Raw genomic sequence first — 25,303 nt, forward strand, 5'->3', positions numbered from 1 at the left:
TTTTCGATGGTTGGGTTGTTCACTGCTTTCGCCTGTCATAGGGAGTGGGGATAATGTCCAATCTCAGCACCACGCTGAAACTGGTGCCGGCTGATACGCAGCTGCCTGTCAACGTCTACATCGACGAAGGCCTGCATCAACAAGAACTGGAACTTCTGTTCAAGAAGGGCCCTGGCTATGTAGGCCATGAACTGATGATCCCCGAGCCGGGCGATTATCACGCGCTCGCGGCAGAGGATGAGGGCCGCATCCTGGTACGGAATGCCGACGGGATCGAGCTCATGTCCAACGTCTGCCGCCACCGGCAGGCCATCATGCTCAACGGCCGCGGCAATGCGAAAAACATTGTCTGCCCCTTGCACCGCTGGACCTACGACCTGAAGGGCGAACTGCTCGGCGCGCCGCATTTCGCCGAACAGCCGTGCGTCCACCTGAAACGCTCGCCGCTGCAGAACTGGAACGGCCTGCTGTTCGAGGGCGAGCGCGACGTGCGCGCCGACCTGGCGCGCCTGGGCGTGGCCGAGGACCTGAACTTCGAAGGCTACCTGCTCGACCACGTCGAGGTCCACGAGTGCAACTACAACTGGAAGACCTTCATCGAGGTCTATCTGGAGGACTACCACGTCGTCCCGTTCCATCCGGGCCTGGGCAGCTTTGTCTCCTGCGACGACCTGAGCTGGGAGTTCGGCGACTGGCACAGCGTCCAGACGGTGGGATTGCACGCCGGCCTCAAGCGCCCTGGCAGCCCCACTTACCAGAAGTGGCATGACGCCGTGCTGCGCTTCAACAACGGCGTGCTGCCCAAGTATGGCGCGATCTGGCTTACCTACTACCCCAACATCATGGTGGAGTGGTATCCGAACGTGCTGGTGGTATCGACCCTGCACCCGCTTGGACCGAACAAGACGCGCAATGTCGTGGAGTTCTACTACCCCGAGGAAATCGTGCTTTTCGAGCGCGAGTTCGTCGAGGCCGAGCGCGCCGCCTACATGGAGACCTGCATCGAGGACGACGAGATCGCCGAGCGCATGGATGCCGGGCGCCGGGCACTGGCCAAGCGTGGCGTCAGCGAGACAGGTCCCTACCAGTCGCCGATGGAAGACGGTATGCAGCACTTTCATGAATGGTATCGCCGCGCCATGTCCTTTTCCGGCTGACCGGCTGACCGGCGGGGCAAGGCTTTGCGGGCCGAAATGGCGCCCCACCGGACAAGACGGACCGCCCAGGCGGTCCGTTTTGTTTGGTGCGGTGCAATCGCGCTGCTACAATCGCCGCTTCCGGTGTGCGCCCGGCGTCTCGCAGCCCGCCGGCCGTTCGCTTCGCGCGAAGCCTTTCGCGATGCTGCCCCCTTGCTCCAGCTTTGTCCGTCCTGGGGCGCGGCTTGCGCGCTGCTCATTCTTCCTTTCGCCCCGCCATGCAATCGCTCTGGATGCTGTTCGCCGCCTTCGCCTTCTCGTTGATGGGGGTAGGCGTCAAGCTGGCGTCCGAGTTCTATGCGACCGGGGAACTCGTGTTCTACCGCAGCCTGATCAGCGTGATCATCATGTGGACGGTGCTGGCCTCGTCGGGCACCTCGGTACGCACGCCGCACATGGCCATGCATATCAAGCGCAGCCTGTTCGGCGTGACCGCCCTGCTGCTGTGGTTCACCTCGATCACCATGCTGCCGCTGGCCACGGCCATGACCCTGAACTACATGTCGCCGGTCTGGATCGCGCTGATCCTGGGCGCCGGCGCCGCGCTGGCGGGCACCGCCGGCGGCGCCGACCGCAAGCTGATCGGCGCCATCCTGATGTCGTTCGCCGGCGTCCTTTGCCTGCTGCAGCCGTCGGTCGGCCATAGCCAGCTCACCGGCGGCCTGATCGGCCTGATCTCCGGTATCTTCACCGCGCTGGCCTATGTCGAAGTGCGCCAGCTCGGGCAGCTGGGCGAGCCCGAGGGCCGCATCGTGTTCTATTTCTCGGCGGTCGGGATGGTGGTCGGCCTGGCCTGGATGCTGTACGTCGGGCCGAGTGCTCACACCTGGCGCGGCGCGGGCCTGCTGCTGGCCATCGGGATCCTTGCCACCCTGGGCCAGACCGCGATGACGCGGGCCTACAAGCGCGGCAACACGCTGCTTACCGCCAACCTGCAATACGCAGGGATTGTGTTCTCCAGCCTGTGGGGCATGATTATCTGGCGCGACCAGCTCAACTGGCTGTCCTGGGCGGGCATGGCGCTGATCATCGCCAGCGGCATCGCCACCACCCTGAACCGGGCCCGCGAAGGCTCCGACAAGAAGCCGACCGCCGATACCCCGGTCAAGTCCGCCGAGGCGGAAGTGCACCCCGAGGTGTAGCATCGAAGGTGGCGAACGGTGCTCACCCACACCGCGGCCGCACTGCTCTCCCAACCCAAGGTTATGCCATGTTCACCACCCTGATCTCCAGCCAGGACCTGCGCGCGCTGCGCGAAGACAGCGGCCGCCACAGCGTCGTGATCGACTGCAGTTTCGACCTGGCCAACCCGGCCGCCGGCCGCGAGGCCTATCACGTGGGCCACCTGCCCGGCGCCTTTTACCTGCATCTGGACAACGAGCTGTCCGGCGAAAAAACCGGCAGCAACGGCCGCCACCCCCTGCCCGATCCCAACACGCTGGCCGCGCGCCTGCGTGCGCTTGGCGTGAATGAAGACACGCAGGTCATCGCCTACGACGCGCAGGGCGGCATGTATGCGGCGCGCGCCTGGTGGCTGTTGCGCTGGCTGGGCCACGGTGCGGTCGCGGTGCTGGATGGCGGCAAGAATGCGTGGGTGGCGGCTGGCCTGCCGCTCGAGGCCGGTAATACGCCGGATCCCGAAACGCCCGGCAGCCTGACGCGCAAGGCCTCGCTGGTGGCCACGGTGGATGCCGGCGCGGTGCTGGCCAACCTGGCAAACCCGACGCGTTTGCTGGTGGATGCCCGCGCGGCGGATCGCTTCCGCGGCGAGAACGAAACGCTGGACCCCGTCGGCGGGCATATACCGGGCGCGGTCAATCGTTTCTTCAAGGACAACCTGGAGGGTAACGGCAGCTTCAAGCCGGCCGCTGCGCTGAAGCAGGAGTTCGGCCAAGTGCTGGGCGGCACGCCGGCCAGCCAGGCGGTCATGCAATGCGGCTCGGGCGTCACCGCCTGCCATAACCTGCTCGCGCTGGAAGTGGCAGGCTTGCCGGGTGCCGCGCTCTATCCGGGCTCCTGGAGCGAGTGGTGCGCCGATCCGGCACGGCCAGTGGCCAGCGGCGCCTGAGCGGCGCCCGAGCGCCGGCGGCTCGCGCCGTCCTGGCCTGATTATCTGGCGGTAGCCGCCACGCCGTGCGCGTGCCCGCGGCCATGCGCCTCGTGCACGCCATTGGTGATGAAGAAAATGGCGCAGATCCCGGTGGTCACCAGCGCCACCTGGATGATCGACTCGCGCCAGTGCGGCTTGCGCTGCATCTGCGGCATCAGGTCGCTGACGGCGATATAGACGAAGCTGCTCGAAGCAATCACCAGCACGTAGGGAATCCATCCGCTCATCTGGTCGAGCAGGAAGTACCCCACCACGCCGCCCGCGATGGCCGCCAGGCTGGACAGCAGGTTGAAGGCAAAGGCGCGCGTCTTCGAGAAACCCGCGTTGAGCAGCACGATGAAATCGCCCACTTCCTGCGGGATCTCGTGGGCGGCGATGGCCAGTGCGGTGACCAGGCCGATATGCGGATCGGCCAGGAAGGCGGCGGCGATCACGATGCCGTCGGCAAAATTGTGGAAGGTATCGCCCACCAGGATGGTCAGACCACTGCGGCCGGCCTCCTCCCGGTCGTGACCGTGATGGTGGTGGTGCCCGTCGCCTTCGTGATGGTGCGAGTGGCGCAGCAGCGCGACCTTCTCCAGCAGGAAGAAGCCCAGCAGCCCAGCCAGAAGCGTACCGAACAAGGCACGCGGATCGGCGCCCGATTCGAAGGCCTCGGGCAGGGAATGCAGCAAGGCCGTCGCCAGCAGCACCCCGACCGAGAAGCTCACCATGCGCTCGACCACGCGCGAGGCTACCGTCAGCGACAGCAGCGCCGCGCCAAAGATACTGCCTACCCCCGAGATCGTGGCGGCAAGCAGGATGTAGACAAGCGTGGAATCGATGATGGGCTCCCGGGATCGGCTATCCGCTCACGGCGAGCAGCATCGACCTTTAACGCAACACTGTTGCAAGAAACGAAGGCCGCATTGTACGTAGGATGAAGCCGGTTTTGCAAATCCGGCGGAACAAATCGAACTTGTCCGCGGGACCGGGTCCCGCGCCAAATGTGTATTGCACCCTACACGCCGTGTTCCTTGAACCACGCCAGGCAGCGCTGCCAGCCATCCTTGGCGTCGGCCTCCCGGTAGCTCGGACGGTAGTCGGCATTGAAGGCGTGGCCGGACTCCGGATAGACCACGAAGGTGGAAGCCTTGGCAAAGGGGTCGTTCGATGCGGCCAGCGCCGCCTTCATCTTCGTGACCTGTTCCTGCGTGATGCCGGTGTCCTTGCCGCCGTAGAGGCCCAGCACCGGCACCTTGAGCTGGCCGGCCAGGTCGATCGGGTTCCTGGGCTTGAGCGGGGTCGGCTCACCGACCAGCTGGCCGTACCAGGCCACGCCCGCCTTGACCTGCTGGCTGTGCGCGGCGTACAGCCAGGTAATCCGGCCGCCCCAGCAGAAGCCGGTGATGGCCAGCCTGCTGGTATTGCCGCCGTTGGCCTTGGCCCAGGCCACGGCAGCGTCGAGATCGCCCATGACCTGCCCGTCCGGCACCCTGGAGATCAGCTTGGCCTGCAGTTCCTGGATGGTGCCGAAGCTGCTGGGGTCGCCCTGGCGCGCGAACAGCTCCGGCGCGATGGCCAGGTAGCCCAGCTTGGCGAAGCGCCGGCAGATGTCGGCGATGTGCTCATGCACGCCGAAGATTTCGCTCACCACCAGCACCACGGGCAGGTTGGTCTTGCCCTCCGGCTGGGCGCGGTAGGCGGGCATATTGAAGCCGCCCGAGGCAATGGTGACCTCGCTGGCGGTGAGACCGGCGAAATCGGTCTTGATGGCCTGCGCCATCACGGGCATGGCGGCCGCGGCAAATGCCGAGCCCAGCGCGGTCTTGACGAAGGCGCGGCGATCATAGGACTGGCCGGGTACGAGGCTCTCCACTTCTGGCTTCAGCATGCGGTCTCCTGTTTGGTCTGGATGGCGAATCTGGTGGCGAATCTGGATGGGCGAGGCGCGGGGCGGCCCATCTCCCGGCCGCCGTCGCGAGATCCGATTCTAAGCAAACATGGAGTCCAGCGCACGCGGCCGGCGGGAGGGGCGAACCTTGCCCTCCGCCGGCACGCCTCAGTGCAGCTTGACGCGCGGGCTGGTCTTGCTGCGCAGCCAGTGGGTCACGGTATCCAGCCACATGCCGACGGGCCCGTGCAGCGCCATGACATGCATGCGGTACAGCGAGCTGTACATCACCCGCGCCAACAGCCCTTCGATAAACATCGAGCCGCCGATCAGGCCGCCCATCAGGCTGCCGACCGCGCTGAAATGCCCCAGCGACACCAGCGACCCGAGGTCCTTGAAGGCAAACGACGGCAGCGGCTTGCCCGCCAGCCGCGCGCGCAGCGCGTTGTAGAGGAACACGGCCTGCTGATGCGCGGCCTGGGCGCGCGGCGGCACGGCGCCCTGTTTCTCGGGCCAGGGGCAACTGGCACAGTCGCCAAAGGCGAAGATATCGGGATCGGCTTCGCTTTGCAGCGTGGGCTTGACCACGATCTGCCCCATCCGGCTCACCGGCAGGCCCAGCGTGGAGAGCACCGGCGGCGCGGTAATGCCGGCGGCCCACACCGTCAGGTCGGCGTCGATGCGCTTGCCGCCGGCTGTCAGCACCGCATCCGCGGTGACCTCGGTGACGCGCTCGGCGGTAAGGACCTCGATATCGAGCTTGTGCAGCAGCTTGGTGGTCTCGGTGGAAACCCGCTCGGACAGCGCCGGCAGGATGCGCGGGCCAGCCTCGATCACGCGGATGCGCACATCGCGGCGCGGATCCAGCTGATGCAGGCCGTAGGCGCTGAGCACATGGGCGGTATTGCGCAGTTCGGCGGAGAGTTCGACGCCGGTGGCGCCGGCGCCGATGATGGCGACATCCACGCGCGGGCGGCCGTCTTCGCCCACGCGTGCGCGTCCGTTCTGGGCGCGCACGCAGGCCGAGATCAGCCTGCGGCGGAAGCGCTCCGCCTGGTCCACGGTGTCGAGCGCGATGGCGTTCTCGGCGGCGCCGGGCACGCCGAAGAAATGCGTCACGCAGCCGATCGCCAGCACCAGCGTGTCGTACGGCAGTTCACGCGCGGGCAGCAGTTCCGTGCCGTCGAGGTCGACGCAGGCCGCCACCGAGACGGTCTTGCGGGTCCGGTCGACGCCGGTCAGCTCGCCCTGCTGGAACTCGAAATGATGCCAGCGCGCCTGCGCTACGTATTCAAGCTGATGGGTGTGGGGATCCATGCTGCCGGCGGCGACTTCATGCAGCAGCGGTTTCCAGATATGTGTGGGGGAGCGGTCCACCAGTACCACCTGCGCGGCTCCGCTCTTGCCGAGCTTGTCGCCCAGCCGCGTGACCAGCTCCAGACCGCCTGCTCCTCCTCCGACTACGATGATGCGATGCGCCCTTCCCTCTGTGCTCATGATCTACCCAGTGTCGTCGATGTTCTTCTGCGGGGCCTGACGTGAGCCGGTGACCTCGTCTTTGCGCCAGTTTGCTGCACAGCAGCAAAACTGGCAAGACGCCAATCACCGATTCAGCGGTCGCTTCAATCGAAACCAGGATGCAGGAATACCCCGGCGGGGGCAATCCGGGAACGGCCCGAGGGCCGCTCCCCGCGCCTGGCGGGCCTCAGTGGGCCTCCTCCCAGTTGCTGCCGGTGCCGACCTCGGCCACCAGCGGCACGCGCAACTCCGCCACGCTGCACATCAGTACCGGCAACTTGACCTTGACCACCTCCAGCTCGGCCTGCGGCACTTCCAGCACCAGTTCATCGTGTACCTGCATCACCTGGCGCGTACCCAGGCCGTCGCGCTCCAGCCAGTTCTGCACGGCGATCATGGACAGCTTGATCAGGTCGGCGGCCGTACCCTGCATCGGCGCGTTGATCGCGGCACGCTCGGCGGCCTGGCGGCGCGGGCCGTTGCCGCCGTTGATGTCCGGCAGCCACAGCCGGCGGCCGAACACGGTTTCGACGAAGCCTTGCTCGCGTGCGGTCTGCCGCGTTTCTTCCATGTAGCGCGCCACGCCGGGGTAGCGCATGAAATAGCGGTCGATATAGTGCTTGGCCGCTTCGCGCTCGATACCGAGGTTGCCGGCCAGGCCAAAGGCGCTCATGCCGTAGATCAGGCCGAAATTGATGACCTTGGCGTAGCGGCGCTGCTCGCTGCCGACGGCATCCGGGCTGACGCCGAAGATTTCGGCCGCGGTGGCGCGGTGCACGTCCTCGCCCTCGGCGAACGCGCGCATCAGGTTCTCGTCGCCCGAGATATGGGCCATGATGCGCAGCTCGATCTGCGAATAGTCGGCCGATACGATCACGTTGCCGGGCGCGGCGACAAAGGCCTCGCGGATGCGCCGGCCCTCTTCGGTGCGCACCGGGATGTTCTGCAGGTTGGGCTCGGTCGAAGCCAGCCGGCCGGTCACCGCGGTGGTTTGTCCATAGCTGGTATGCACGCGTCCGGTGGCCGGGTTGACCATCTTCGGCAGCTTGTCGGTATAGGTGGACTTGAGCTTGGCCAGGCCACGGTAATCCAGCAGCAGCTTGGGCAGCGGGTAATCCCCGGCCAGCTTCTGCAGCACGTCTTCGTCGGTGGACGGCGCGCCGCTGGCGGTCTTCTTGACCACCGGGAGCTTCATCTGGCCGAACAGGATCTCGCCGATCTGCTTGGGCGAGCCCAGGTTGAAGGGCTGGCCCGCGGCTTCATAGGCGGCCTGCTCCAGCTCCAGCATGCGCTGGCCAAGCTGCGCGCTCTGCGCGCCCAGACGGTCCGAATCGATCAGCACGCCATTGCGCTCGATCTTCCGCAGCACCACCGAAACCGGCAGCTCGATCTGTTCGTAGACGTAGCGCAAGCCCGCCAGGGCCTCCACCTGCGGATACATATTGCGGTGCAGGCGCAGCGTGACGTCGGCATCCTCGGCGGCGTACTCGGTGGCGCGCGCAAGGTCGATCTGGTCGAAACCGATCTGGCTGGCGCCCTTGCCGCAGACCTCCTCGTAGGTGATGGTCTTGAGGCCCAGCAGGCGCTCGGCCAGGCTGTCCATGCCGTGGTTGCGGTGGGACGCCAGCACATAGCTCTGCAGCATGGTGTCGTGCGCGATGCCACGGAAATTCACGCCATGGTTGGCGAACACATGCGCGTCGTACTTCAGGTTCTGGCCCACCTTGGCGCGCGACGGGTCTTCCAGCCAGGCGCGCATGCGCGCCAGCACGAACTCGCGCGAGAGCTGGCCGTTGGCTTCCAGGCCCACCACGTCGGGACCGCGGTGCGCCACCGGGACATAGCAGGCCTCGCCTGGCTCGATCGACATGGAGATGCCGACGAGCTGCGCCTGCATCGGGTCCAGCGAGGTGGTCTCGGTATCGATGGACACCAGCGGCGCGACTTCGATGCGGCGCATCCAGGCCTCGAGCGCCGCTTCGTTCGCCACGGTTTCATAGCGGATCTGCGCGGGCGCGGGGGCACTGTCGAACAGGCCGCCCTGGACCGGACCCGCCTCTGCCGGCGCGGCACCGCCGGCAGCAGGCTGCGCCGCGCTGGCGCGCGCCTGGGCGCGCGGGTTGGGCAGGCTTTCGCCGCTCGCCTCGCGCAGCCAGGTCTTGAAGCCGTAGCGCGCAAAGAAATCGATCAGCTTGTCCTTGTCCTCGCCGCTTTCCCTGAGCTGGTGGAAATCGGCCAGCGAGCTCTTCAGGTCGCAGTCGGTCTTGACCGTCACCAGCTCGCGCGCCTTGGGCAGCCACGCCAGCGTGTTGCGCAGGTTTTCGCCCACCACGCCCTTGATGCTGGCGGCGCTGGCCATGACGCCGTCCAGCGTGCCATATTCGGCAAGCCATTTGACTGCGGTCTTGGGACCGACCTTGGGCACGCCGGGCACGTTGTCCACCGCGTCGCCGATCAGCGAGAGATAGTCGACGATGCGCGCCGCCGGCACGCCGAACTTGGCCACCACGCCGGGCGGGTCGAGGACTTCGCCGCTCATGGTGTTGACCAGGGTGACATGGTCGTCGACCAGCTGCGCCAGGTCCTTGTCGCCGGTGGAGACCACCGTGCGCATGCCTTCGGCGGTGGCCTGGCGGGCCAGCGTGCCGATCACGTCGTCGGCCTCCACGCCCTCCACCACCACGATTGGCCAGCCCAGCGCGCGCACCGCCTCGTGGATCGGCTCGATTTGTCTTGCGAGGTCCTCGGGCATCGACGGGCGATGCTCCTTGTAGGCCGGATAGAGGTCGTCGCGGAAGGTCTTGCCCTTGGCGTCGAAGACGCAAGCGCTATACTCTGCCGGGAAATCGTTGCGCAGCTTGCGCAGCATGTTGATCATGCCGTAGATTGCCCCTGTGGGCAGGCCCTCCCCGTTCCTCAGATCCGGCAGGGCGTGGTACGCGCGATACAAATAGCTCGACCCATCGACGAGCAAGAGTGTTTTTGGACTATCCGACATTCCCATGGACTCAAAATTGACTGGTGCCGCCGCAGGCGGTGCGAACGCCGCCCCCCTCTCCGACGCAGCCGGCGCCGATAACCCGGCGGCGGCCCTCAAGCAGGCCGCGGAAGGCAGGATTACCACCGCGGCCGATATGGACGTGAACGTGACGGTCAGCGCCGCTGGCGATGGCCCGGGCGATACCGCCCCCGCCGCCGGCATCCGCGCCAACCCGCGCAAGATGATTCCCAGCCTGCGTGCGCTGGCCGACGAAGACCGCGCGACAGCAAAGAAAGCGCGCGCCTCGTGGCAAATGTTCACGATTATGGCAGAGTTCATCGAGGCGACCGAGTACCTTTCGGAGATCCGCCCGGCGGTCTCGATCTACGGCAGCGCGCGCCTGCGCGAGGATTCTCCCTACTACCAGCGCACCATCGAGATCGCCCGCCTGTTCTCCGACGCGGGCTTCGCGGTAATCTCGGGCGGCGGCCCGGGCATCATGGAAGCAGCCAACAAGGGCGCGCACGCGGGCAAGTCGGCCAGCGTCGGCCTGAACATCGAGCTTCCGCACGAGCAGCAAGGCAATCCCTACCAGGACATCGCCATGCGCTTTCGCCACTTCTTCACGCGCAAGGTGACCTTCGTCAAGAATTCCGACGCCTTTATCGTGATGCCGGGCGGCTTCGGCACGCTCGACGAACTGGCGGAGGTGCTGACCCTGGTGCAGACCGGCAAGTCCCGCGCGGTGCCGGTGGTGCTGTTCGGCAGCCGCTTCTGGAAGGGCCTGCTCGACTGGTTCCGCTTCACCCTGCTTCCGATGGGGCTGATCGCCGAGCACGACCTCGACCTGATGAAGATCGTGGACGAGCCGCACGAAGTGCTCGAAGCGGTCTATGAGTACTATGAGCAGCGCGGCGGCGACAACCCGATCCCGCCCAAGGAAGAGATGTTCTACCTGTAAGCGGGGCTTGCGCCGGGGGCCGCCAGGCACCCCGAGGCGGCTTGTTGCACAGCCGCCGGGCAGACCTGCCGTTTCCGCAGTGGTGCCAGGCCCCCCGCCCTGCACAGGTGCCCGCCGGGTCACCGCAAAGGGCCCGGCGCGGACAGGAATTGCTAGAATGGAACCCTGACACACTGCCAAAGCCCGGCGCCGCCGGGCTGCAACGCCATTCGCGGTGCAGCATGCCCAGAGGGTGCTGCACTGCAGAGGAGCCTTCAATGACCTCCCCCTCCCTCCTGGCCACCGCGCGCGCGGAAGAGCCGGAGCCGTCCCCGGCCGCGTCCCGCGCGCTGGTTTTTGCAGCCTTGCTGGCGCTTTGCGCCCCCGCCTCGGTGATGGCGCAGCCGGCCACCGAACAGGCTGGCGGCGCGCTGACCCAGCAGGAGCTGAACCAKATCAACAACCGGCCGATCACCACGCCTGCCAAGACCCAGTTGAACCAGCCGCGCGAACCGAGCTTCCAGCTCAACGAGCGGGATGGCACCCAGGTCCGTGAATACAAGAACAAGGGCCAGGCCACCGATATCGAGGTCAAGTCCGGCCTGGGCACCAAGTACCAGATGAGCAAGCCGGAAGACAGCTCGCCGAAGATCCGGGACCACGACACGAACCGCGTACCGTCGGTCAAGGTGTTGCAGTTCTGAATGCCGGGCGCAGGCCATCCGGGACTGGACGTCCGGCGTCCCGATATTCGCTTTCCGTATCCTGTGTTCTGATTTCTGATTTTCTGATTTCCCACGACCCCGCCAGATGATCACGGCGGGGCCGCGCCGGCGCTTCCGGCATCCATGCCGCGAAAGCCAAGCATGCTTGCGCCCGTCGCCATCCGTTTCGATTCAAAAAAAGAGTATGGCCGTATTCACCACGGTCTCGCAGGACGAGATCGCCAGTTGGCTCCTTGATTACAACCTGGGCGAAATGCGCAACCTGCGCGGCATTGCCTCGGGCATCGAGAACAGTAATTTCTTCCTGACCATGGAGCAGGATGGCATCACGCGCGAGTATGTGCTGACCATCTTCGAGCGCCTGACGTTCGCGCAGTTGCCGTATTACCTGCACCTGATGGCGCACCTGGCCGCGCACGGCATCCGTGTGCCGGCGCCCATCCCGGGCCGCGACGGCGAGATCCTGCGCCCCCTCAAGGGCAAGCCGGCCACCATCGTCACGCGCCTGCCGGGCAGCTCGCAACTGGCGCCGGGCGCCGGGCATTGCGCCGCAGTGGGCGACATGCTCGCCCGCATGCACCTTGCCGGCCAGAGCTACCCGCGCCAGCAGCCGAACCTGCGCAGCCTGCCATGGTGGCAACAGACGGAGGGCGAGATCCTGCCGTTCCTGGATGCCCGCCAGCAAGCGCTGCTGCGGCAGGAACTGGCCCACCAGGCTGCCTTCTTTGGCGGCGCCGCCTATGCGGGCCTGCCCGGCGGTCCCTGCCATTGCGACCTGTTCCGCGACAATGCGCTGTTCGAGGACGACCACGCCGGCCACGAGAAGCTGGGCGGGTTCTTCGACTTCTACTTCGCCGGCAACGACAAGTGGCTGTTCGACCTGGCGGTCACCGTCAACGACTGGTGCATCGACCTGGCCACCGGCACGCTCGACGACACCCGCGTCCAGTCCTTGCTGCGGGCTTATGATGCGGTGAGGCCGCTGGGACCGGTCGAGGCACAACACTGGCGCGACATGCTGCGCGCCGGCGCGCTGCGCTTCTGGATTTCCCGGCTATGGGACTTCTATCTGCCACGCGAGGCCGACATGCTGCAACCGCACGACCCTACCCATTTCGAACGCATCCTGCGCCGGCGCATCGAAGCCGCCGCGCTGCCCTGGACCTGACCGTCATGCAATTACTGGAAGTCTCCGCCAAGGAAGGTTATGTCTGGTTCCGCCAGGGTGTCTGGCTGTTCCGCAAGAACCCGCTCGCCTTCCTGATGCTGTTGTTCGTCTACCTGATCGCCGCGCAGTTGGCGGTGTTCGTGCCACTGATCGGCATCATCGCGCTGCTGGTGGTCACGCCCGGCCTGTCGGTCGGCATCATGACCGCCTGCCGCGAGGTGATACTGAACAAGCGCGTGCTGCCCACGGTGCTGTTGGCCGGTTTCCGCAGCAATGGCAAGCTGGCCAGCCGCAACCTGCTGGTGCTGGGCGCCATCTATGCCGGGCTGGTGTTCGTGCTGAGCCTGATCGCTGGCAGCCTGGTGGATCTCAGCACGCTGGTGCCGATCCTGCTCAAGGAGGAAGCGCCGTCGGGCGAGTCCGTGCGCCAGCTCTACTTTGCGCTGACGATCGGCGCCGCGCTGTACACGCCGATTGCCATGCTGTTCTGGTTTGCCCCCTTGCTGACGGCATGGCACAACGTGCCGCCGGTCAAGGCGCTGTTCTTCAGCTGGACCGCGTGCTGGCGCAACCGTGGCGCGTTCCTGGCCTATGGCGTGGTGTTCGCGGTCTTGCTGGTAGCGGTGCCTTTCTTCCTGGAGGCGTTGTTCGGCGCCTTGGGGGCGGAAGCGGTGCTGTCCTTCCTGGTCACGCCCTATTCGCTGCTGATGCTGGCCATCATGTATTGCTCGTTCTACGCCACCTACCGCGGCTGCTTCAACGTGGTCCCGGACGGCGCCGCGGCCAACACGGACCTGGCTACCTGAAAGCCGGCGGCGGGGGCCGCCCCGCCGTGCTCCGCGCCCTGCGCCGCCTGGCCGTTCAATCGATCGGGTCCAGCTTGGCCACCGACAGCACCAGCCACTTGGCGCCGTGGCGCTTGAACTTGATATTGGCGCGGGCCCCCTCGCCCTCGCCTTCGAGCCCGGCGATCACACCCTCGCCAAACTTGTTGTGGAAGACGCTCTGGCCGATACGCAGGCCTGCGCCGGCCTGGCGCCTGGCGTCGGCATAACCGTTGCCGGTGTCCATGCCACCGGTAGGCTGGGTGCCCGAGTAAGGCACGTCCTCTGCACGCTTGAACCAGTCGCGGCCCCAGCCGCCCTCGTTCTGCTGGCGGCGCTGGGCACCGCCGCCACCACTGTAAGCCTGCGCCGGCGGCGTCAGCCACTTGAGCGATGCGTCAGGCAACTCCTCGAAGAAGCGCGAACGCACGTGGTAGCGCATCTGCCCGTGCAGCACGCGGCTTTGCGCAAACGAGAGATAGAGCCGTCTGCGCGCGCGGGTGATCGCCACGTACATCAGGCGGCGCTCTTCCTCCAGCCCGTCGGCTTCCGTGGCGCTGTTCTCGTGCGGGAACAGGCCTTCTTCCAGCCCGGTGATGAAGACCGCGTTGAACTCCAGCCCCTTGGCCGCGTGCACCGTCATCATCTGCACGGCGTCCTGGCCGGCCTGGGCCTGGTTGTCGCCGGCTTCCAGCGAGGCATGGGTGAGGAAAGCCACCAGCGGCGTCATCACCACCGGCAGGGCCTCGGGATCCAGCACCTGCTGGGCCTGGTCGCCGTCGGCCAGCGCGGGCAGCCGCGCGCCCTCGTGCCCGACCGGGATCGCGCTGGCCAGCACATCCAGCCCGTAGCCCTCTTCCTTGAGGAACGCCTGCGCCGCGGTCACCAGTTCCTGCAAGTTTTCGATACGGTCCTGGCCTTCCTTCTCGCCGCGGTAGTAGTTGATCAGGCCGCTGGTGTTGGTCACGTACTCGACCGTTTCCGGCAGCGTCATGCGGCGCGTCTCGGCGCGCATCTGTTCGATCAGCCGCACAAAGGCGCCCAGCGTGCTGCCGGCCTTGCCGGCCACATAGGCCACGGCCTCGGCGAGCGAGCAGTTGTACTGGCGCGCCGCATCCTGCAGCGACTCCAGCGAGCGCGCGCCGATGCCGCGCGCGGGGAAATTCACCACGCGGCCGAAGGCGGCGTCGTTGCGCGGGTTCTCCAGCAACTGCAGGTAAGCCAGCGCGTGCTTGACTTCGGCACGCTCGAAGAAGCGCAGGCCACCGTACACGCGATAGGGGATGCCCGACGAGAACAGCGCGTGCTCGATCACCCGCGACTGCGCATTGCTGCGGTAGAGGATGGCGATCTCGGAGCGGCTCATGCCTTGCGCGATCAGGTCGCGGATCTCCTCCACCAGCCAGGCGGCTTCCTGGCCGTCGGAGCCGGCCTGGAACACCCGCACCGGCTCGCCGTGGCCAGCGTCGGTGTGCAGGTTCTTGCCCAGGCGGCGCGCGTTGTGGGCGATCAAATGGTTGGCCGAATCCAGGATGTGGCCATGCGAGCGGTAGTTCTGCTCCAGCTTGATCATGTGCCGCACCCGGAATTCCTGCTCGAAATCCCGCATATTGCCGACATTGGCACCCCGGAAGGCATAGATGCTCTGGTCGTCGTCGCCCACCGCGAACACCGCCGCCGGGTTCTGCGTGCCATAGCCCGCCAGCATCTTGAGCCAGCGGTACTGCAGCACGTTGGTATCCTGGAACTCGTCCACCAGCACGTGACGGAAGCGGTGCTGGTAGTGCTGGCGGATCGCATCGTTGTAGCGCAGCAGCTCGTAGCAGCGCAGCAGCAGTTCGGCGAAATCGACCACGCCTTCGCGCTGGCACTGCTCGTCGTAGGCGGCGTAGAGGTCGACGAAGCGGCGGTTGAAGTCGTCGTTGGCCTCCACGTCGGCCGGGCGCAGGCCTTGCTCCTTGGCGTTGTTGATGAAGTACTGCAGGTTCTTGGCCGGGTACTTCTCATCGTCGACATTGAGCGACTTGAGCAGGCGCTTGAGCGCGGAGAGCTGGTCCTGGCTGTCGAGGATGGCAAAGGTCTGCGGCAGACCGGCGTCGCGGAAATGCGCGCGCAGCATGCGGTTGCACAGGCCGTGGAAGGTGCCGATCCACATGCCGCGGGTGTTGATAGGCAGCATCGAGGTCAGCCGCGTCATCATCTCCTTGGCGGCCTTGTTGGTAAAGGTCACCGCCAGCAAGCCGGCGGGCGACACCCGGCCATTCTGGATCAGCCAGGCGATGCGGGTGGTCAGCACGCGCGTCTTGCCGCTGCCCGCGCCAGCCAGGATCAGCGCCGGTTCGTCAGGCAAAGTGACGGCGGCTAGTTGTTCGGCATTGAGATTGGCAAGCAGGTCGGACATCGGGAGGCCTTGTGGAGTGCCCCGAATTATACCGGGGTACCCGCCCGCTTCCGCGGCGCATCCCGGCGCGCGGCGCCATGAAGGAAAAGCAGCACAATGCCCAGCCTTCCGTCCCCTCCCGCGCGGCCGGCAAGCAAAGCCTGAAGCGCAAAATGCTGTGCAGGCGCCCGCCCCGGGGCCGAAATCGCGCGCCTGCCACCCGCCTCCCCTATAATTTGACGTTTTCCCGGCGCGTTGCCCTCTGCCCGCCTGGCCCGCAGAATCCCAAGTAATCATCGACATCCGAGCATGACCGCCCAAGACCAGTCCCTTGCCAAGAGCTTCGAACCCGCCGCCATTGAGGCCAAGTGGGGCCCAGAGTGGGAGAAGCGCGGCATCGCGAAGCCGACCTTTGATCCGGACCGCCCGGACTTCTGCATCCAGCTGCCGCCGCCGAATGTGACCGGCACGCTGCACATGGGCCATGCTTTCAACCAGACCATCATGGACGGGCTGGCCCGCCACGCCCGCATGGGCGGCGCCAACACGCTGTGGGTGCCGGGCACCGATCACGCCGGCATCGCCACCCAGATCGTGGTGGAGCGCCAGCTGGAAGCGCAAGGCGTGTCGCGCCACGAACTCGGCCGCGAGAATTTCATCGAGAAGGTCTGGGCCTGGAAGGAAGAGTCCGGCTCGACCATCACGCGCCAGATCCGCCGCATGGGCGCCTCGATCGACTGGAGCCACGAGTACTTCACCATGTCGCCCGAGATGTCCAGGGCGGTGACGGAAGTGTTTGTGCGCCTGTATGAGCAGGGCCTGATCTACCGCGGCAAGCGCCTGGTCAACTGGGATCCGGTGCTGGGCACCGCGGTGTCCGACCTGGAAGTGGAAAACGTCGAGGAAGAAGGCTCGATGTGGCATATCCGCTACCCACTGGCCGAACCCGACACCGTGCACGGCCTGACCCACCTGACAGTCGCTACCACCCGCCCCGAAACCATGCTGGGCGACGTGGCCCTGATGGTGCACCCGGAAGACGAGCGCTACGCCCACCTGATCGGCAAGTCCGTGCACCTGCCGCTGACCGGCCGCGATATTCCGGTGATCGCCGACGACTACGTCGACCGCGAATTCGGCACCGGCGTGGTCAAGGTGACCCCCGCTCACGACTTCAACGACTATGCCGTGGGCCAGCGCCACAGGCTGCCGCAGATCTCGATCCTGACGCTGGACGCGAAGATCGTCGCCGACGCGCCTGCCGCCTATGCCGGCCTCGACCGCTTCGAAGCACGCACCCGCATCGTCGCCGACCTCGACGCCCAGGGCCTGCTGGCCGAGATCAGGAAGCACAGGCTGATGACGCCGCGCAGCGAGCGCACCGGCAGCGCCATCGAGCCGATGCTGACCGACCAGTGGTTCGTCGCCATGAGCAAACCGGCGCCGGAAGGCACCTTCAACTCGGGCCGCTCGATTGCCGAAGTGGCGCTGGAGGCTGTGCAGAGCGGCGAGATCAAGCTGATCCCCGACAACTGGAACAGCACCTATAACCAGTGGCTGGAGAACATCCAGGACTGGTGCATCTCACGCCAGTTGTGGTGGGGCCACCAGATCCCGGCCTGGTACGACGAGGCCGGCAAGTGCTTCGTCGCCCGCACCGAGGGAGACGCCCTGGCGCAGGCGCGCGCGGCCGGCAGCACCGGCGCGCTGCGCCGCGAGGACGACGTGCTCGACACCTGGTTCTCGTCGGCCCTGGTGCCCTTCTCGTCGCTCGGCTGGCCTGCCGAGACGCCGGAGTTGAAGCATTTTCTACCGTCGTCGGCACTTGTTACCGGCTATGACATCATCTTCTTCTGGGTGGCGCGCATGGTCATGATGACCAAGCACTTCACCGGCAAGGTACCGTTCCACAGCGTGTATGTGCACGGCCTGGTGCGGGACTTCGAAGGCAAGAAGATGAGCAAGTCCGAAGGCAACACGCTGGACCCGGTCGACCTGATCGACGGCATCGACATCGACACCCTGATCAGGAAGCGCACCACCGGCCTGCGCCGTCCCAAGGACGCGCCCAAGATCGAGAAGAAGACCAAGAAGGAATTCCCCGATGGCATTCCCGCGTTTGGCGCGGATGCGCTGCGTTTCACCTTCGCCTCGCTGGCCACGCTGGGCCGCAACATCAACTTCGACACCGGCCGCTGCGAAGGCTATCGCAACTTCTGCAACAAGCTGTGGAATGCCACGCGCTTCGTGCTGATGAACACCGAAGGCCACGACTGCGGCATGGGTCCGTGCAGCAATGACTGCGGCCCCGACGGCTACCTTGACTTCTCGCAGCCGGACCGCTGGATCGTGTCGCTGCTGCAGCGCGTCGAGGCCGAGGTGGAGAAAGGCTTCGCCGAGTACCGCTTCGACAATATCGCCAACGCCATCTACAAGTTCGTCTGGGAAGAGTACTGCGACTGGTACCTGGAACTGGCCAAGGTGCAGATCCAGAACGGCACGCCCGCGCAGCAGCGCGCCACCCGCCGCACGCTGTTGCGCGTGCTGGAAACGGTGCTGCGCCTGGCCCACCCGATCATCCCCTTCATCACCGAAGAGCTGTGGCAGAAGGTGGCCCCGCTCGCCGGCCGCGCCAAGGGCGACGGCAGCGAGATGCTGGCGCTGCAAGCCTACCCGCTGCCGGCCATGGCCAAGATCGACGAAGCCGCCGAGCAGTGGACCGCGCAGCTCAAGGCCGTGGTCGATGCCTGCCGCAACCTGCGCGGCGAGATGAACATCTCGCCGGCGCAGCGCATTCCGCTGTACGCCGAGGGCGACAGCGCCTTCCTGACGTCGGCCCAGGCCTATGTGCAGGCACTGGCGAAACTTTCGGAAGTCAGGGTATTCGAAAACCAGGATGCCCTGATGGCTGAAGGTGCCGGCGCACCGGTTGCCATCGTCGGCGGCAACCACCTGTTGCTCAAGATCGAAATCGACGTCGCCGCGGAACGCGTGCGGCTGTCCAAGGAAATAGAGCGCATCAGCGCCGAAATCGGGAAATGCCGCGGCAAGCTCTCCAACGAGAGCTTCGTCGCCAAGGCACCGCCTGCTGTTGTCGCGCAAGAAACCCAGCGCCTGTCGGAATTCGAACAGACACTGGTCAAGCTGCAGGATCAAATGCAGCGATTGTCGGCATGAGCTTTGCATTACCAGCAGGGCATGTACACCGAAACGATAAGGAAAACCTGATATGGAAACCCGCGTCACCAAGGCTGTCTTCCCAGTAGCTGGTCTAGGCACCCGCTTTTTGCCGGCTACCAAGGCAAGCCCGAAGGAAATGCTGCCGGTGGTCGACAAGCCGCTGATCCAGTACGCCGTGGAAGAAGCCATGGCCGCCGGCATCACCGAGATGATCTTCGTGACCGGCCGCTCCAAGCGCGCCATCGAGGATCATTTCGACAAGGCCTACGAACTGGAAGCAGAACTCGAGGCGAAGAACAAGCAGACCCTGCTCAACCTGGTGCGATCGATCAAGCCATCGCACGTGGAGTGCTTCTATGTGCGCCAGCCCGAGGCCCTCGGCCTTGGCCACGCCGTGCTGTGCGCGGAGAAGCTGGTGGGCGATGCACCGTTCGCCGTGATGCTGGCCGATGACTTGCTGGACGGCGAGCCCCCGGTGATGAAGCAGATGGTGGACATGTACGCCCACTACAACTGCTCGGTGCTGGGCGTGGAGGAAATCGCGCCCGAGCAGAGCCGCTCCTATGGCGTGGTCGCCGGCCGCGAATGGGACGAGGGCGTGATCAAGGTGTCGGATATCGTCGAGAAACCCGCCCCCGAGGACGCGCCGTCCAACCTGGGCGTGGTGGGCCGCTATATCCTGACGCCGCGGATCTTCGACCATATCCGCAACCTCAAGCCGGGTGCCGGCGGCGAGTTCCAGCTCACCGATGCGATCCAGTCCCTGCTCAGCCAGGAACAGGTGCTGGCCTACCGCTACAAGGGCGTGCGCTACGATTGCGGCAGCAAGCTGGGCTACCTGAAGGCCACCGTGGAGTTTGCGCTCAAGCACCCGGAAGTGATGGACGAGTTCGGCGCCTACCTGCGCGCGCGCACCGAGACCGTCTGAAGCATGGCCAACCCTGCTGGGTCGTCGCCATAAAAAAATGCCGTTCAGCGCTTGACTGAACGGCATCACCGCCATAGCGGGCCATTGCTCCAGAAGGAAATGCTGCCAGCCCGGAAGGGTCTTGCCCCCGGTTGCGCCATGGCACCTACTCCCTCAAGCCAAGTGCCCGCAGCCAAGCATCGACTTGACCGAAGGCGTCCTGCTGCCATTGCTCAGGGCTGCGGTCACCGAGCACATTCGTTTCTTCGACGAAGCGGCGCACACATGTCGGCCCGAAACCATCCGTGGTATCAAACTTGCCGGCAATGAAACCGTAGCCCGCCGCGCCGCTCGCATGATCGAGCAGCGGCCGACATTCTTCGGCGAGCACCTCTGGACCTCCGGGATAGTTCCGGATGCAGTAGTAGATGCCGTAGGCGTCCTTCTGTTTGTAACGTCCCTCAATTGCGTGCCCTTTCATAGCCAAAAGGGCCGGGATCGAACAAACCGCGATTTCGACGCGGTTCATACCACCAGCGGGCATTGGACCGCTGATCGCCACCAGTTGGTAGAAGCGAAGGGCCAGATCGGCACCGTCCGCTCTTTGCACCGCAAAGTCACTGATCAGCGGCGGCACGTTCTTGACGATCTGGGCGTCGCGGGGCATCAGGAAATCGACAATGATGTCAATCGGCGTGCCGCCATCTTCGGTGGGAACCTGGCGAACGAGCTGAAAGCGGCGAAGCTCGCGACGCTGCTGATAGCCATGCCCCTGTAGCGCTTCGATCAACGTAGCGTATTCGCCGTCACCCAAGGCACCCGCATCCAGGCCAAGGTCCACGTCGAGCGTGCCGACATGTGGCATATCCTCGTGCCAACGAGCAGCCACGGTACGGCGCCGCCAACGATGGCGAATTTGCCCTTGAAGCTCCCGAGAATCTGGCCGATTTCGATCAGCACCGTTTTAACGGCCGTCGTCGTGCGGTCATCGTAGTCGGCGGCGGACTGCGGCTCGCCCGGAGTCATTTCGGCCATATCAGCCTTTCTCGCCTTAGATGATCTGCAGCCTCTCGCCCACGTTCGCCGGCGTTGGCAAGATCAAGATAGGTTTGGACCGGGCTGGTGCAGATTGCTCCAGGCGCCGGTTCCTCCGTGTCGCGCAACAAGCCAGAATCCTTGAGCAGGGTTACCACTGCGTTTTCTCCTTTGGAAATCGCGGACAGCTTCAAGGCTGACTGCAGTCGTTCGAGACCTGCCTCGTCCGCATAGAAATACTGTGTTCCCGTCCGGCCATACGGAGCGAGCCAATGCGCCGCCGAGAAGGACGCAAATGCCGCTAGACTGGCCTCGCCACCCGAGCGCAGTACTCGCCGCGCAGCTTCCTCAAACGCACTGCCGTGCAGGGTTGTATAGAAGGCCAGGCGCTTCCCAACTGGCGGCTCATAGGCGGCGCGCCATTCATCCAGCAGTACGTCAGGCTCGGATAGAAACAGACCTTCTTCAGATACTTGCGCCCACTCCCGATCAAGCAAGCCGACACGAACGTTGCTAACGTGACCAAGGCTGACGGCGGCGGCCTGCGCAAGATCCGTGACGCGCCACGCCTGACGGGGGTTGCGAAGCATCACGCGCAACACTTGCGCGGACTTGGGTTTGAACAGCGACCTGAGTTCACGCCGATCGGCAACGGGTTTGCTCGCGACTTGGCGCTCGATAAAGATGCTGTCGAAGATCAGGCGCGCATTGCCTTCGAGGTCGAGAAAGCCCACATCTTGCTCACGGCACAGCGCTTGAGCTTCAGGGGACAGATAAGGCGCAATGAAAACAGGTGTTGCATCTTGCGCTTGATGAACCATGTAATTACGCAGTTGAAGCAAGGCCATACGGACATGGCGTGGCTGGCCAATGGACTTCACTTCGCAGACCAACGCGTGACGCCTGCCAGACACGTCGATATGTACCACGATATCCACCCCTTGGTCGGGTCCGGACGCCTCGTGCTCAATGTCCAAGAGCTTGATTGCAGGCACTTGCCCCAATAGCAAACGAAGCGCCTGCGTTGCCTGGCTCTCTATGTCTTTCATCAAATGATCGGGTTTCAGCATTTGTTGAAAATAGCATTTTCAGTGAAAACGTCAAGGTATGTTTCACTAAAACCAGCATTTTCGGCGTTTGCTGAAATGAGTTATTCTGGTGAAAATTTGTCCGACTCAGTGTGGATGTAGTCAAATAAAAAAGCCGCGGACGCGGCTTTTTTTATCGTGCGGACGAACCGGCCTTGGTGGACCTTAGCGCCGGCGCATGTAGAACACAAACACCTTGTCGACTTCCTGGTGCGACAGCAGCACGTTGCCGGTCTGCTTGGCAAAGGCCTGGAAATCGCGGGTGGCGCCGGGATCGGTGGCAAGCACCTTGAGCACATCGCCACTGGCCATGTCGGCCAGCGCCTTCTTGGTACGCAGGATCGGCAGCGGGCAGTTCAGGCCCCGCGCATCCACTTCTTTCTGGAACTCCATTCCTCGCTTCCTCTCTTCCTTGGTTCTGGGCTTTCAGGGCCTGTGAGGGCCATGCCTGCCTCTATCTACGCTGTCTGTGGCCGGTATTGTAGCGAAACCCCCGGTACCCCGAAGCCCTCGCGCCGGCGCGGGTCGGGAATGTCCTCTCCGGTCTGGCGATCGAAGAAACGCACCGGATGCCCGCGCGAGGCCAGCCAGTCCGCCACCGCGAAGCCCGTGCCCGCCGACCAGATCCGCATATCCTCGGGCGCCACCAGCTTGTAGTCGGCCAGTTCCTCGGACAGCGCGATCTCGCCGCTCGCCTGCACATGGTAGGCAATGATCAGCTCGTTCTTGCGCATGAACTCGTAGACGCCGATCAGCGATACCGCGTGGGCGTCGAGATTGGTTTCTTCCTTCAGCTCCCGGGCCACGCCCTGCTCCGGCGTCTCGTCACGCTCCAGGAAACCGGTCACCAGCGCGAACATCTTTTCCGGCCACGCGGCATTGCGCGCAAGCAGCAGCTTGCCTTCATATTCCACCACTGCGGCCAGCACCGGCAGCGGGTTGTTCCAGTGGACGAAGCCGCACTCTGGCTGGATGCAGGCATCGCGCTCGCGGCCGGAATGCGGCAGCAGCTCCAGCGGCGAGCCGCATTGCGGGCAGTATCGATAGACGGGCATGCGAGGGCTCCTGTTATCCTGTTGTTGCGATTTTATGTCGCGCGGCGCTCAGGCGCCGCAGGCAATACGCATATCGGCGGCCAGCGCCTCGACGGTCTCCGGCTTCAGGTCCCACGAGCACATGAAGCGGCAGCCACCGGCACCGATAAAGGTGTAGAAGCGCCAGCCCTTGGCACGCAGGGCCTCGATCGCCGGCAGCGGCAATTCGGCAAAGACCGCGTTGGACTCGGTCGGGAACATGATGCGCACGCCGGGAATGGCGGCGATGCGCTCGTGCAGCAACTGCGCCATGGCATTGGCATGGCGGGCGTTGCCCAGCCACACGTCGTTTTCCAGCAAGCCCAGCCACGGCGCCGAGATAAAGCGCATCTTGGAAGCCAGCTGCCCCGCCTGCTTGACGCGGTAGGCGAAGTCCTCGGCCAGCCTGCGGTCGAAGAACACCACCGCCTCGCCCACCGGCAGGCCGTTCTTGGTGCCGCCGAAGCACAGCACGTCGACACCCGCGCGCCAGGTGATCTCCGACGGATGCACGCCCAGCGAGGCCACTGCGTTGGCAAAGCGCGCGCCGTCCATGTGCACGCGCAGCTGGCGGCGCTTGGCGATGGCGGCGATGGCGCGCACTTCCTCCACCGTGTACACCGTGCCGACCTCGGTGGACTGCGTCAGCGATACCACCTTGGGCTTGGGGTAGTGGATATCGGAGCGGCGCGTCACCAGCGCTTCCACCGCGTCGGGCGTCAGCTTGCCGTTGGCGCCAGGCGCGGTCAGCAGCTTGGAGCCGTTGGAGAAGAATTCGGGGCCGCCGCACTCGTCGGTCTCGATATGCGCCAGCTCATGGCAGATCACCGAGTGGTAGGACTGGCACAGCGCCGACAGCGCCAGCGAATTCGCCGCGGTGCCGTTGAAGACGAAGAAGACCTCGCAATCGGTCTGGAACAGGTCGCGGATACGATCGCAGACCTTCTGCGTCCAGGAATCGTCGCCGTAGGCCTGCTCGTGGCCGCTGCCGTTGGCTTCGAGGAAATACCGGAGCGATTCCGGGCAGAAGCCGGCGTAGTTGTCGGAGGCGAAATGCTGCATTGGGGGAAATCCGTGGCGGGTGGCGAGGCGAGTGCCGTGAGCGTTGGGGCTCGTGGCCCCTGGCCCTTGGCTGACAGCGTTGAAGCTGACTCCGGTGTGGCTTGGTGGCTGATCGCGGCTTACTTCTTGTCAGCCCACAGTTCGCCGCCGGTGGCCCAGTTCTCGCGCTTGATGTCGGTAATGATGATATCCACGGCCGAGGCCGAGCAGCCGAGCGTTTCGCAGGTAACGCGGGTGACTTCTTCCACCAGCTTGCGCTTTTGCTCGATGGTGCGGCCTTCGAAGAGTTCTACGTGGTAAGTCGGCATGGCTTGTTTCCTGTTGTCCGGGTTCTGGCTGTCTTGCTGTGTCGAGGATGCGCCTTACGTCAGTTACGTCAGTTACATCAGTTACGTCAGTCGCGGTACGAAGCATCGATTCTATCGAGTTTGCGCAGCAACGCTGGCCATTCCATTTCCCCCTCCAGCGCGCCGCCGTCGTATAGCTGCCCGGAAACCCGCTCCGCCAGCGCGTGCGGCGGCTGCACGACCTGGCCACCGGCCTGCGCGCCAAGCTGGATCTCGCAGGCCTTGATGAGGGTTGCCATCAGCACATAAGCCTCGGCCACCGTCCGGCCCACCGTCAGCGTGCCGTGGTTGCGCAACAGCATGGCGGGATGCTGCCCGAGCGACGCGGTCAGCCGTGCACCCTCGGCGGGCGTGAAGGCCAGCCCTTCGTAGTCGTGGTAAGCCAGCCGGCCGTAGAACCGCAGCGCGTGCTGCGACAGCGCCAGCAGGCCGCAGGCCTGGGCCGATACCGACACGCCCGCGCTGTTGTGCAGGTGCATCACGCACACCGCGTCGGGGCGCGCGGCGTGCACCGCGCCGTGCAGCGCGAAGCCGGTGACATTGACCGGATGCGCGCTCTCCCCCACCACCTCGCCGCGCCCGTTGATCTTGACGAGGTCGCTGGCGCGGATCTCGTCGAAGGCAAAGCCGAAGGGGTTGATCAGGAAGTGATCGGGCTCGCCTGGCACGGCGGCCGAGAGATGCGTGTAGATCAAGTCGTCCCAGCCCTGCAGGGCGCACAGGCGGTAAGCCGCTGCCAGGTCGGCGCGCATGCGCAGCTCGGCTTGCGTGACAGGCTGGGTGGCGCCCGAGGCACGGGCGGGCTGCAAGGCAAAGGACATGAACAGTCTCCTGCGCCGCCCCCGGCGCCGGGGCGGCAAAGGCGATACTGTAGCGCAACCCATGGGCGGCGTCAGG

Annotated in this window: 20 protein-coding genes and 1 pseudogene; 9 read left to right on the forward strand and 12 right to left on the reverse strand. The window is 65.2% G+C overall.

Going from position 1 to position 25,303, the window contains the following annotated elements:
- Positions 1–53: 53 nt before the first annotated feature.
- The 3 genes from AC1DQ3_RS30275 to AC1DQ3_RS30285 all read left to right on the forward strand — a co-directional run bounded on the left by AC1DQ3_RS30275 (position 54) and on the right by AC1DQ3_RS30285 (position 3,264).
- Positions 54–1,157: an aromatic ring-hydroxylating oxygenase subunit alpha gene (locus tag AC1DQ3_RS30275; protein ID WP_477123807.1), complete on the forward strand. Its 1,104-nt coding sequence runs from the start codon at positions 54–56 to the stop codon at positions 1,155–1,157.
- A 257-nt stretch (positions 1,158–1,414) separates the two neighbouring features.
- Positions 1,415–2,338 (forward strand): DMT family transporter, encoded by a 924-nt coding sequence (locus AC1DQ3_RS30280; protein ID WP_477123808.1) that lies wholly within the window; start codon positions 1,415–1,417, stop codon positions 2,336–2,338.
- Positions 2,339–2,406: 68 nt separating this feature from the next.
- The gene (locus tag AC1DQ3_RS30285) at positions 2,407–3,264 is read left to right on the forward strand and encodes a sulfurtransferase (protein ID WP_477123809.1); all 858 of its coding nucleotides are present in this window, start codon (positions 2,407–2,409) and stop codon (positions 3,262–3,264) included.
- A 41-nt stretch (positions 3,265–3,305) separates the two neighbouring features.
- Here the strand turns inward: AC1DQ3_RS30285 and AC1DQ3_RS30290 are convergent, their stop codons facing one another.
- From AC1DQ3_RS30290 to polA, 4 genes are all read right to left on the reverse strand, one after another.
- Positions 3,306–4,133, reverse strand: coding sequence for a ZIP family metal transporter (locus tag AC1DQ3_RS30290; RefSeq protein ID WP_477123834.1), 828 nt, complete (start codon positions 4,131–4,133; stop codon positions 3,306–3,308).
- Positions 4,134–4,306: 173 nt separating this feature from the next.
- Positions 4,307–5,179, reverse strand: coding sequence for a dienelactone hydrolase family protein (locus AC1DQ3_RS30295; RefSeq protein WP_477123810.1), 873 nt, complete (start codon positions 5,177–5,179; stop codon positions 4,307–4,309).
- Positions 5,180–5,347: 168 nt separating this feature from the next.
- Complete coding sequence (locus AC1DQ3_RS30300) at positions 5,348–6,676, reverse strand: NAD(P)/FAD-dependent oxidoreductase (RefSeq protein WP_477123811.1); 1,329 nt, start codon at positions 6,674–6,676, stop codon at positions 5,348–5,350.
- Between the two features lie 208 nt (positions 6,677–6,884).
- Positions 6,885–9,695, reverse strand: coding sequence for a DNA polymerase I (gene polA / locus AC1DQ3_RS30305; protein WP_477123812.1), 2,811 nt, complete (start codon positions 9,693–9,695; stop codon positions 6,885–6,887).
- Positions 9,696–9,699: 4 nt separating this feature from the next.
- Here polA and AC1DQ3_RS30310 point away from each other — a divergent pair, with 4 nt between their 5' ends.
- From AC1DQ3_RS30310 to AC1DQ3_RS30325, 4 genes are all read left to right on the forward strand, one after another.
- Positions 9,700–10,638: an LOG family protein gene (locus AC1DQ3_RS30310; protein WP_477123813.1), complete on the forward strand. Its 939-nt coding sequence runs from the start codon at positions 9,700–9,702 to the stop codon at positions 10,636–10,638.
- A gap of 257 nt (positions 10,639–10,895) precedes the next feature.
- A complete protein-coding gene (locus AC1DQ3_RS30315; RefSeq protein ID WP_477123814.1) occupies positions 10,896–11,321 on the forward strand; it encodes a hypothetical protein in 426 nt (141 codons plus the stop codon).
- A gap of 205 nt (positions 11,322–11,526) precedes the next feature.
- Positions 11,527–12,510: a homoserine kinase gene (locus tag AC1DQ3_RS30320; RefSeq protein WP_477123815.1), complete on the forward strand. Its 984-nt coding sequence runs from the start codon at positions 11,527–11,529 to the stop codon at positions 12,508–12,510.
- Positions 12,511–12,515: 5 nt separating this feature from the next.
- Positions 12,516–13,316: a BPSS1780 family membrane protein gene (locus AC1DQ3_RS30325; RefSeq protein ID WP_477123816.1), complete on the forward strand. Its 801-nt coding sequence runs from the start codon at positions 12,516–12,518 to the stop codon at positions 13,314–13,316.
- 55 nt (positions 13,317–13,371) lie between these two features.
- Here AC1DQ3_RS30325 and AC1DQ3_RS30330 read toward each other — a convergent pair whose 3' ends face one another.
- Positions 13,372–15,735, reverse strand: coding sequence for a UvrD-helicase domain-containing protein (locus AC1DQ3_RS30330; RefSeq protein WP_477123817.1), 2,364 nt, complete (start codon positions 15,733–15,735; stop codon positions 13,372–13,374).
- Positions 15,736–16,023: 288 nt separating this feature from the next.
- On the opposite strand from AC1DQ3_RS30330, the gene AC1DQ3_RS30335 reads away from it, so the two are divergent.
- Both AC1DQ3_RS30335 and galU read left to right on the forward strand, forming a co-directional pair.
- A complete protein-coding gene (locus AC1DQ3_RS30335; protein ID WP_477123818.1) occupies positions 16,024–18,891 on the forward strand; it encodes a valine--tRNA ligase in 2,868 nt (955 codons plus the stop codon).
- A gap of 52 nt (positions 18,892–18,943) precedes the next feature.
- Positions 18,944–19,822, forward strand: coding sequence for a UTP--glucose-1-phosphate uridylyltransferase GalU (gene galU / locus AC1DQ3_RS30340; RefSeq protein WP_477123819.1), 879 nt, complete (start codon positions 18,944–18,946; stop codon positions 19,820–19,822).
- 145 nt (positions 19,823–19,967) lie between these two features.
- Here the strand turns inward: galU and AC1DQ3_RS30345 are convergent.
- From AC1DQ3_RS30345 to AC1DQ3_RS30375, 7 genes and pseudogenes are all read right to left on the reverse strand, one after another.
- Positions 19,968–20,836, reverse strand: a pseudogene (locus tag AC1DQ3_RS30345) (hypothetical protein).
- On the reverse strand, positions 20,824–21,906 hold the full coding sequence (locus AC1DQ3_RS30350; protein ID WP_477123820.1) for a type IV toxin-antitoxin system AbiEi family antitoxin: 1,083 nt from the start codon (positions 21,904–21,906) through the stop codon (positions 20,824–20,826). The pseudogene AC1DQ3_RS30345 and the gene AC1DQ3_RS30350 overlap by 13 nt, the downstream one beginning before the upstream one ends.
- A gap of 183 nt (positions 21,907–22,089) precedes the next feature.
- The gene (locus tag AC1DQ3_RS30355; RefSeq protein ID WP_477123821.1) at positions 22,090–22,317 is read right to left on the reverse strand and encodes a sulfurtransferase TusA family protein; all 228 of its coding nucleotides are present in this window, start codon (positions 22,315–22,317) and stop codon (positions 22,090–22,092) included.
- Between the two features lie 65 nt (positions 22,318–22,382).
- Positions 22,383–22,979, reverse strand: a complete 597-nt coding sequence (locus tag AC1DQ3_RS30360) for an NUDIX domain-containing protein (RefSeq protein WP_477123822.1) — start codon at positions 22,977–22,979, stop codon at positions 22,383–22,385.
- A gap of 48 nt (positions 22,980–23,027) precedes the next feature.
- Positions 23,028–24,059 carry a threonine aldolase family protein gene (locus AC1DQ3_RS30365; RefSeq protein WP_477123823.1) on the reverse strand — a complete coding sequence of 344 codons (1,032 nt, stop codon included), beginning with the start codon at positions 24,057–24,059 and terminating at the stop codon, positions 23,028–23,030.
- 119 nt (positions 24,060–24,178) lie between these two features.
- Complete coding sequence (locus tag AC1DQ3_RS30370) at positions 24,179–24,367, reverse strand: 4-oxalocrotonate tautomerase (protein WP_035866483.1); 189 nt, start codon at positions 24,365–24,367, stop codon at positions 24,179–24,181.
- A gap of 86 nt (positions 24,368–24,453) precedes the next feature.
- The gene (locus AC1DQ3_RS30375; RefSeq protein ID WP_477123824.1) at positions 24,454–25,227 is read right to left on the reverse strand and encodes a class II aldolase/adducin family protein; all 774 of its coding nucleotides are present in this window, start codon (positions 25,225–25,227) and stop codon (positions 24,454–24,456) included.
- Positions 25,228–25,303: the final 76 nt, after the last annotated feature.

It is taken from the genome of Cupriavidus sp. 01T418 (genome assembly GCF_056398885.1).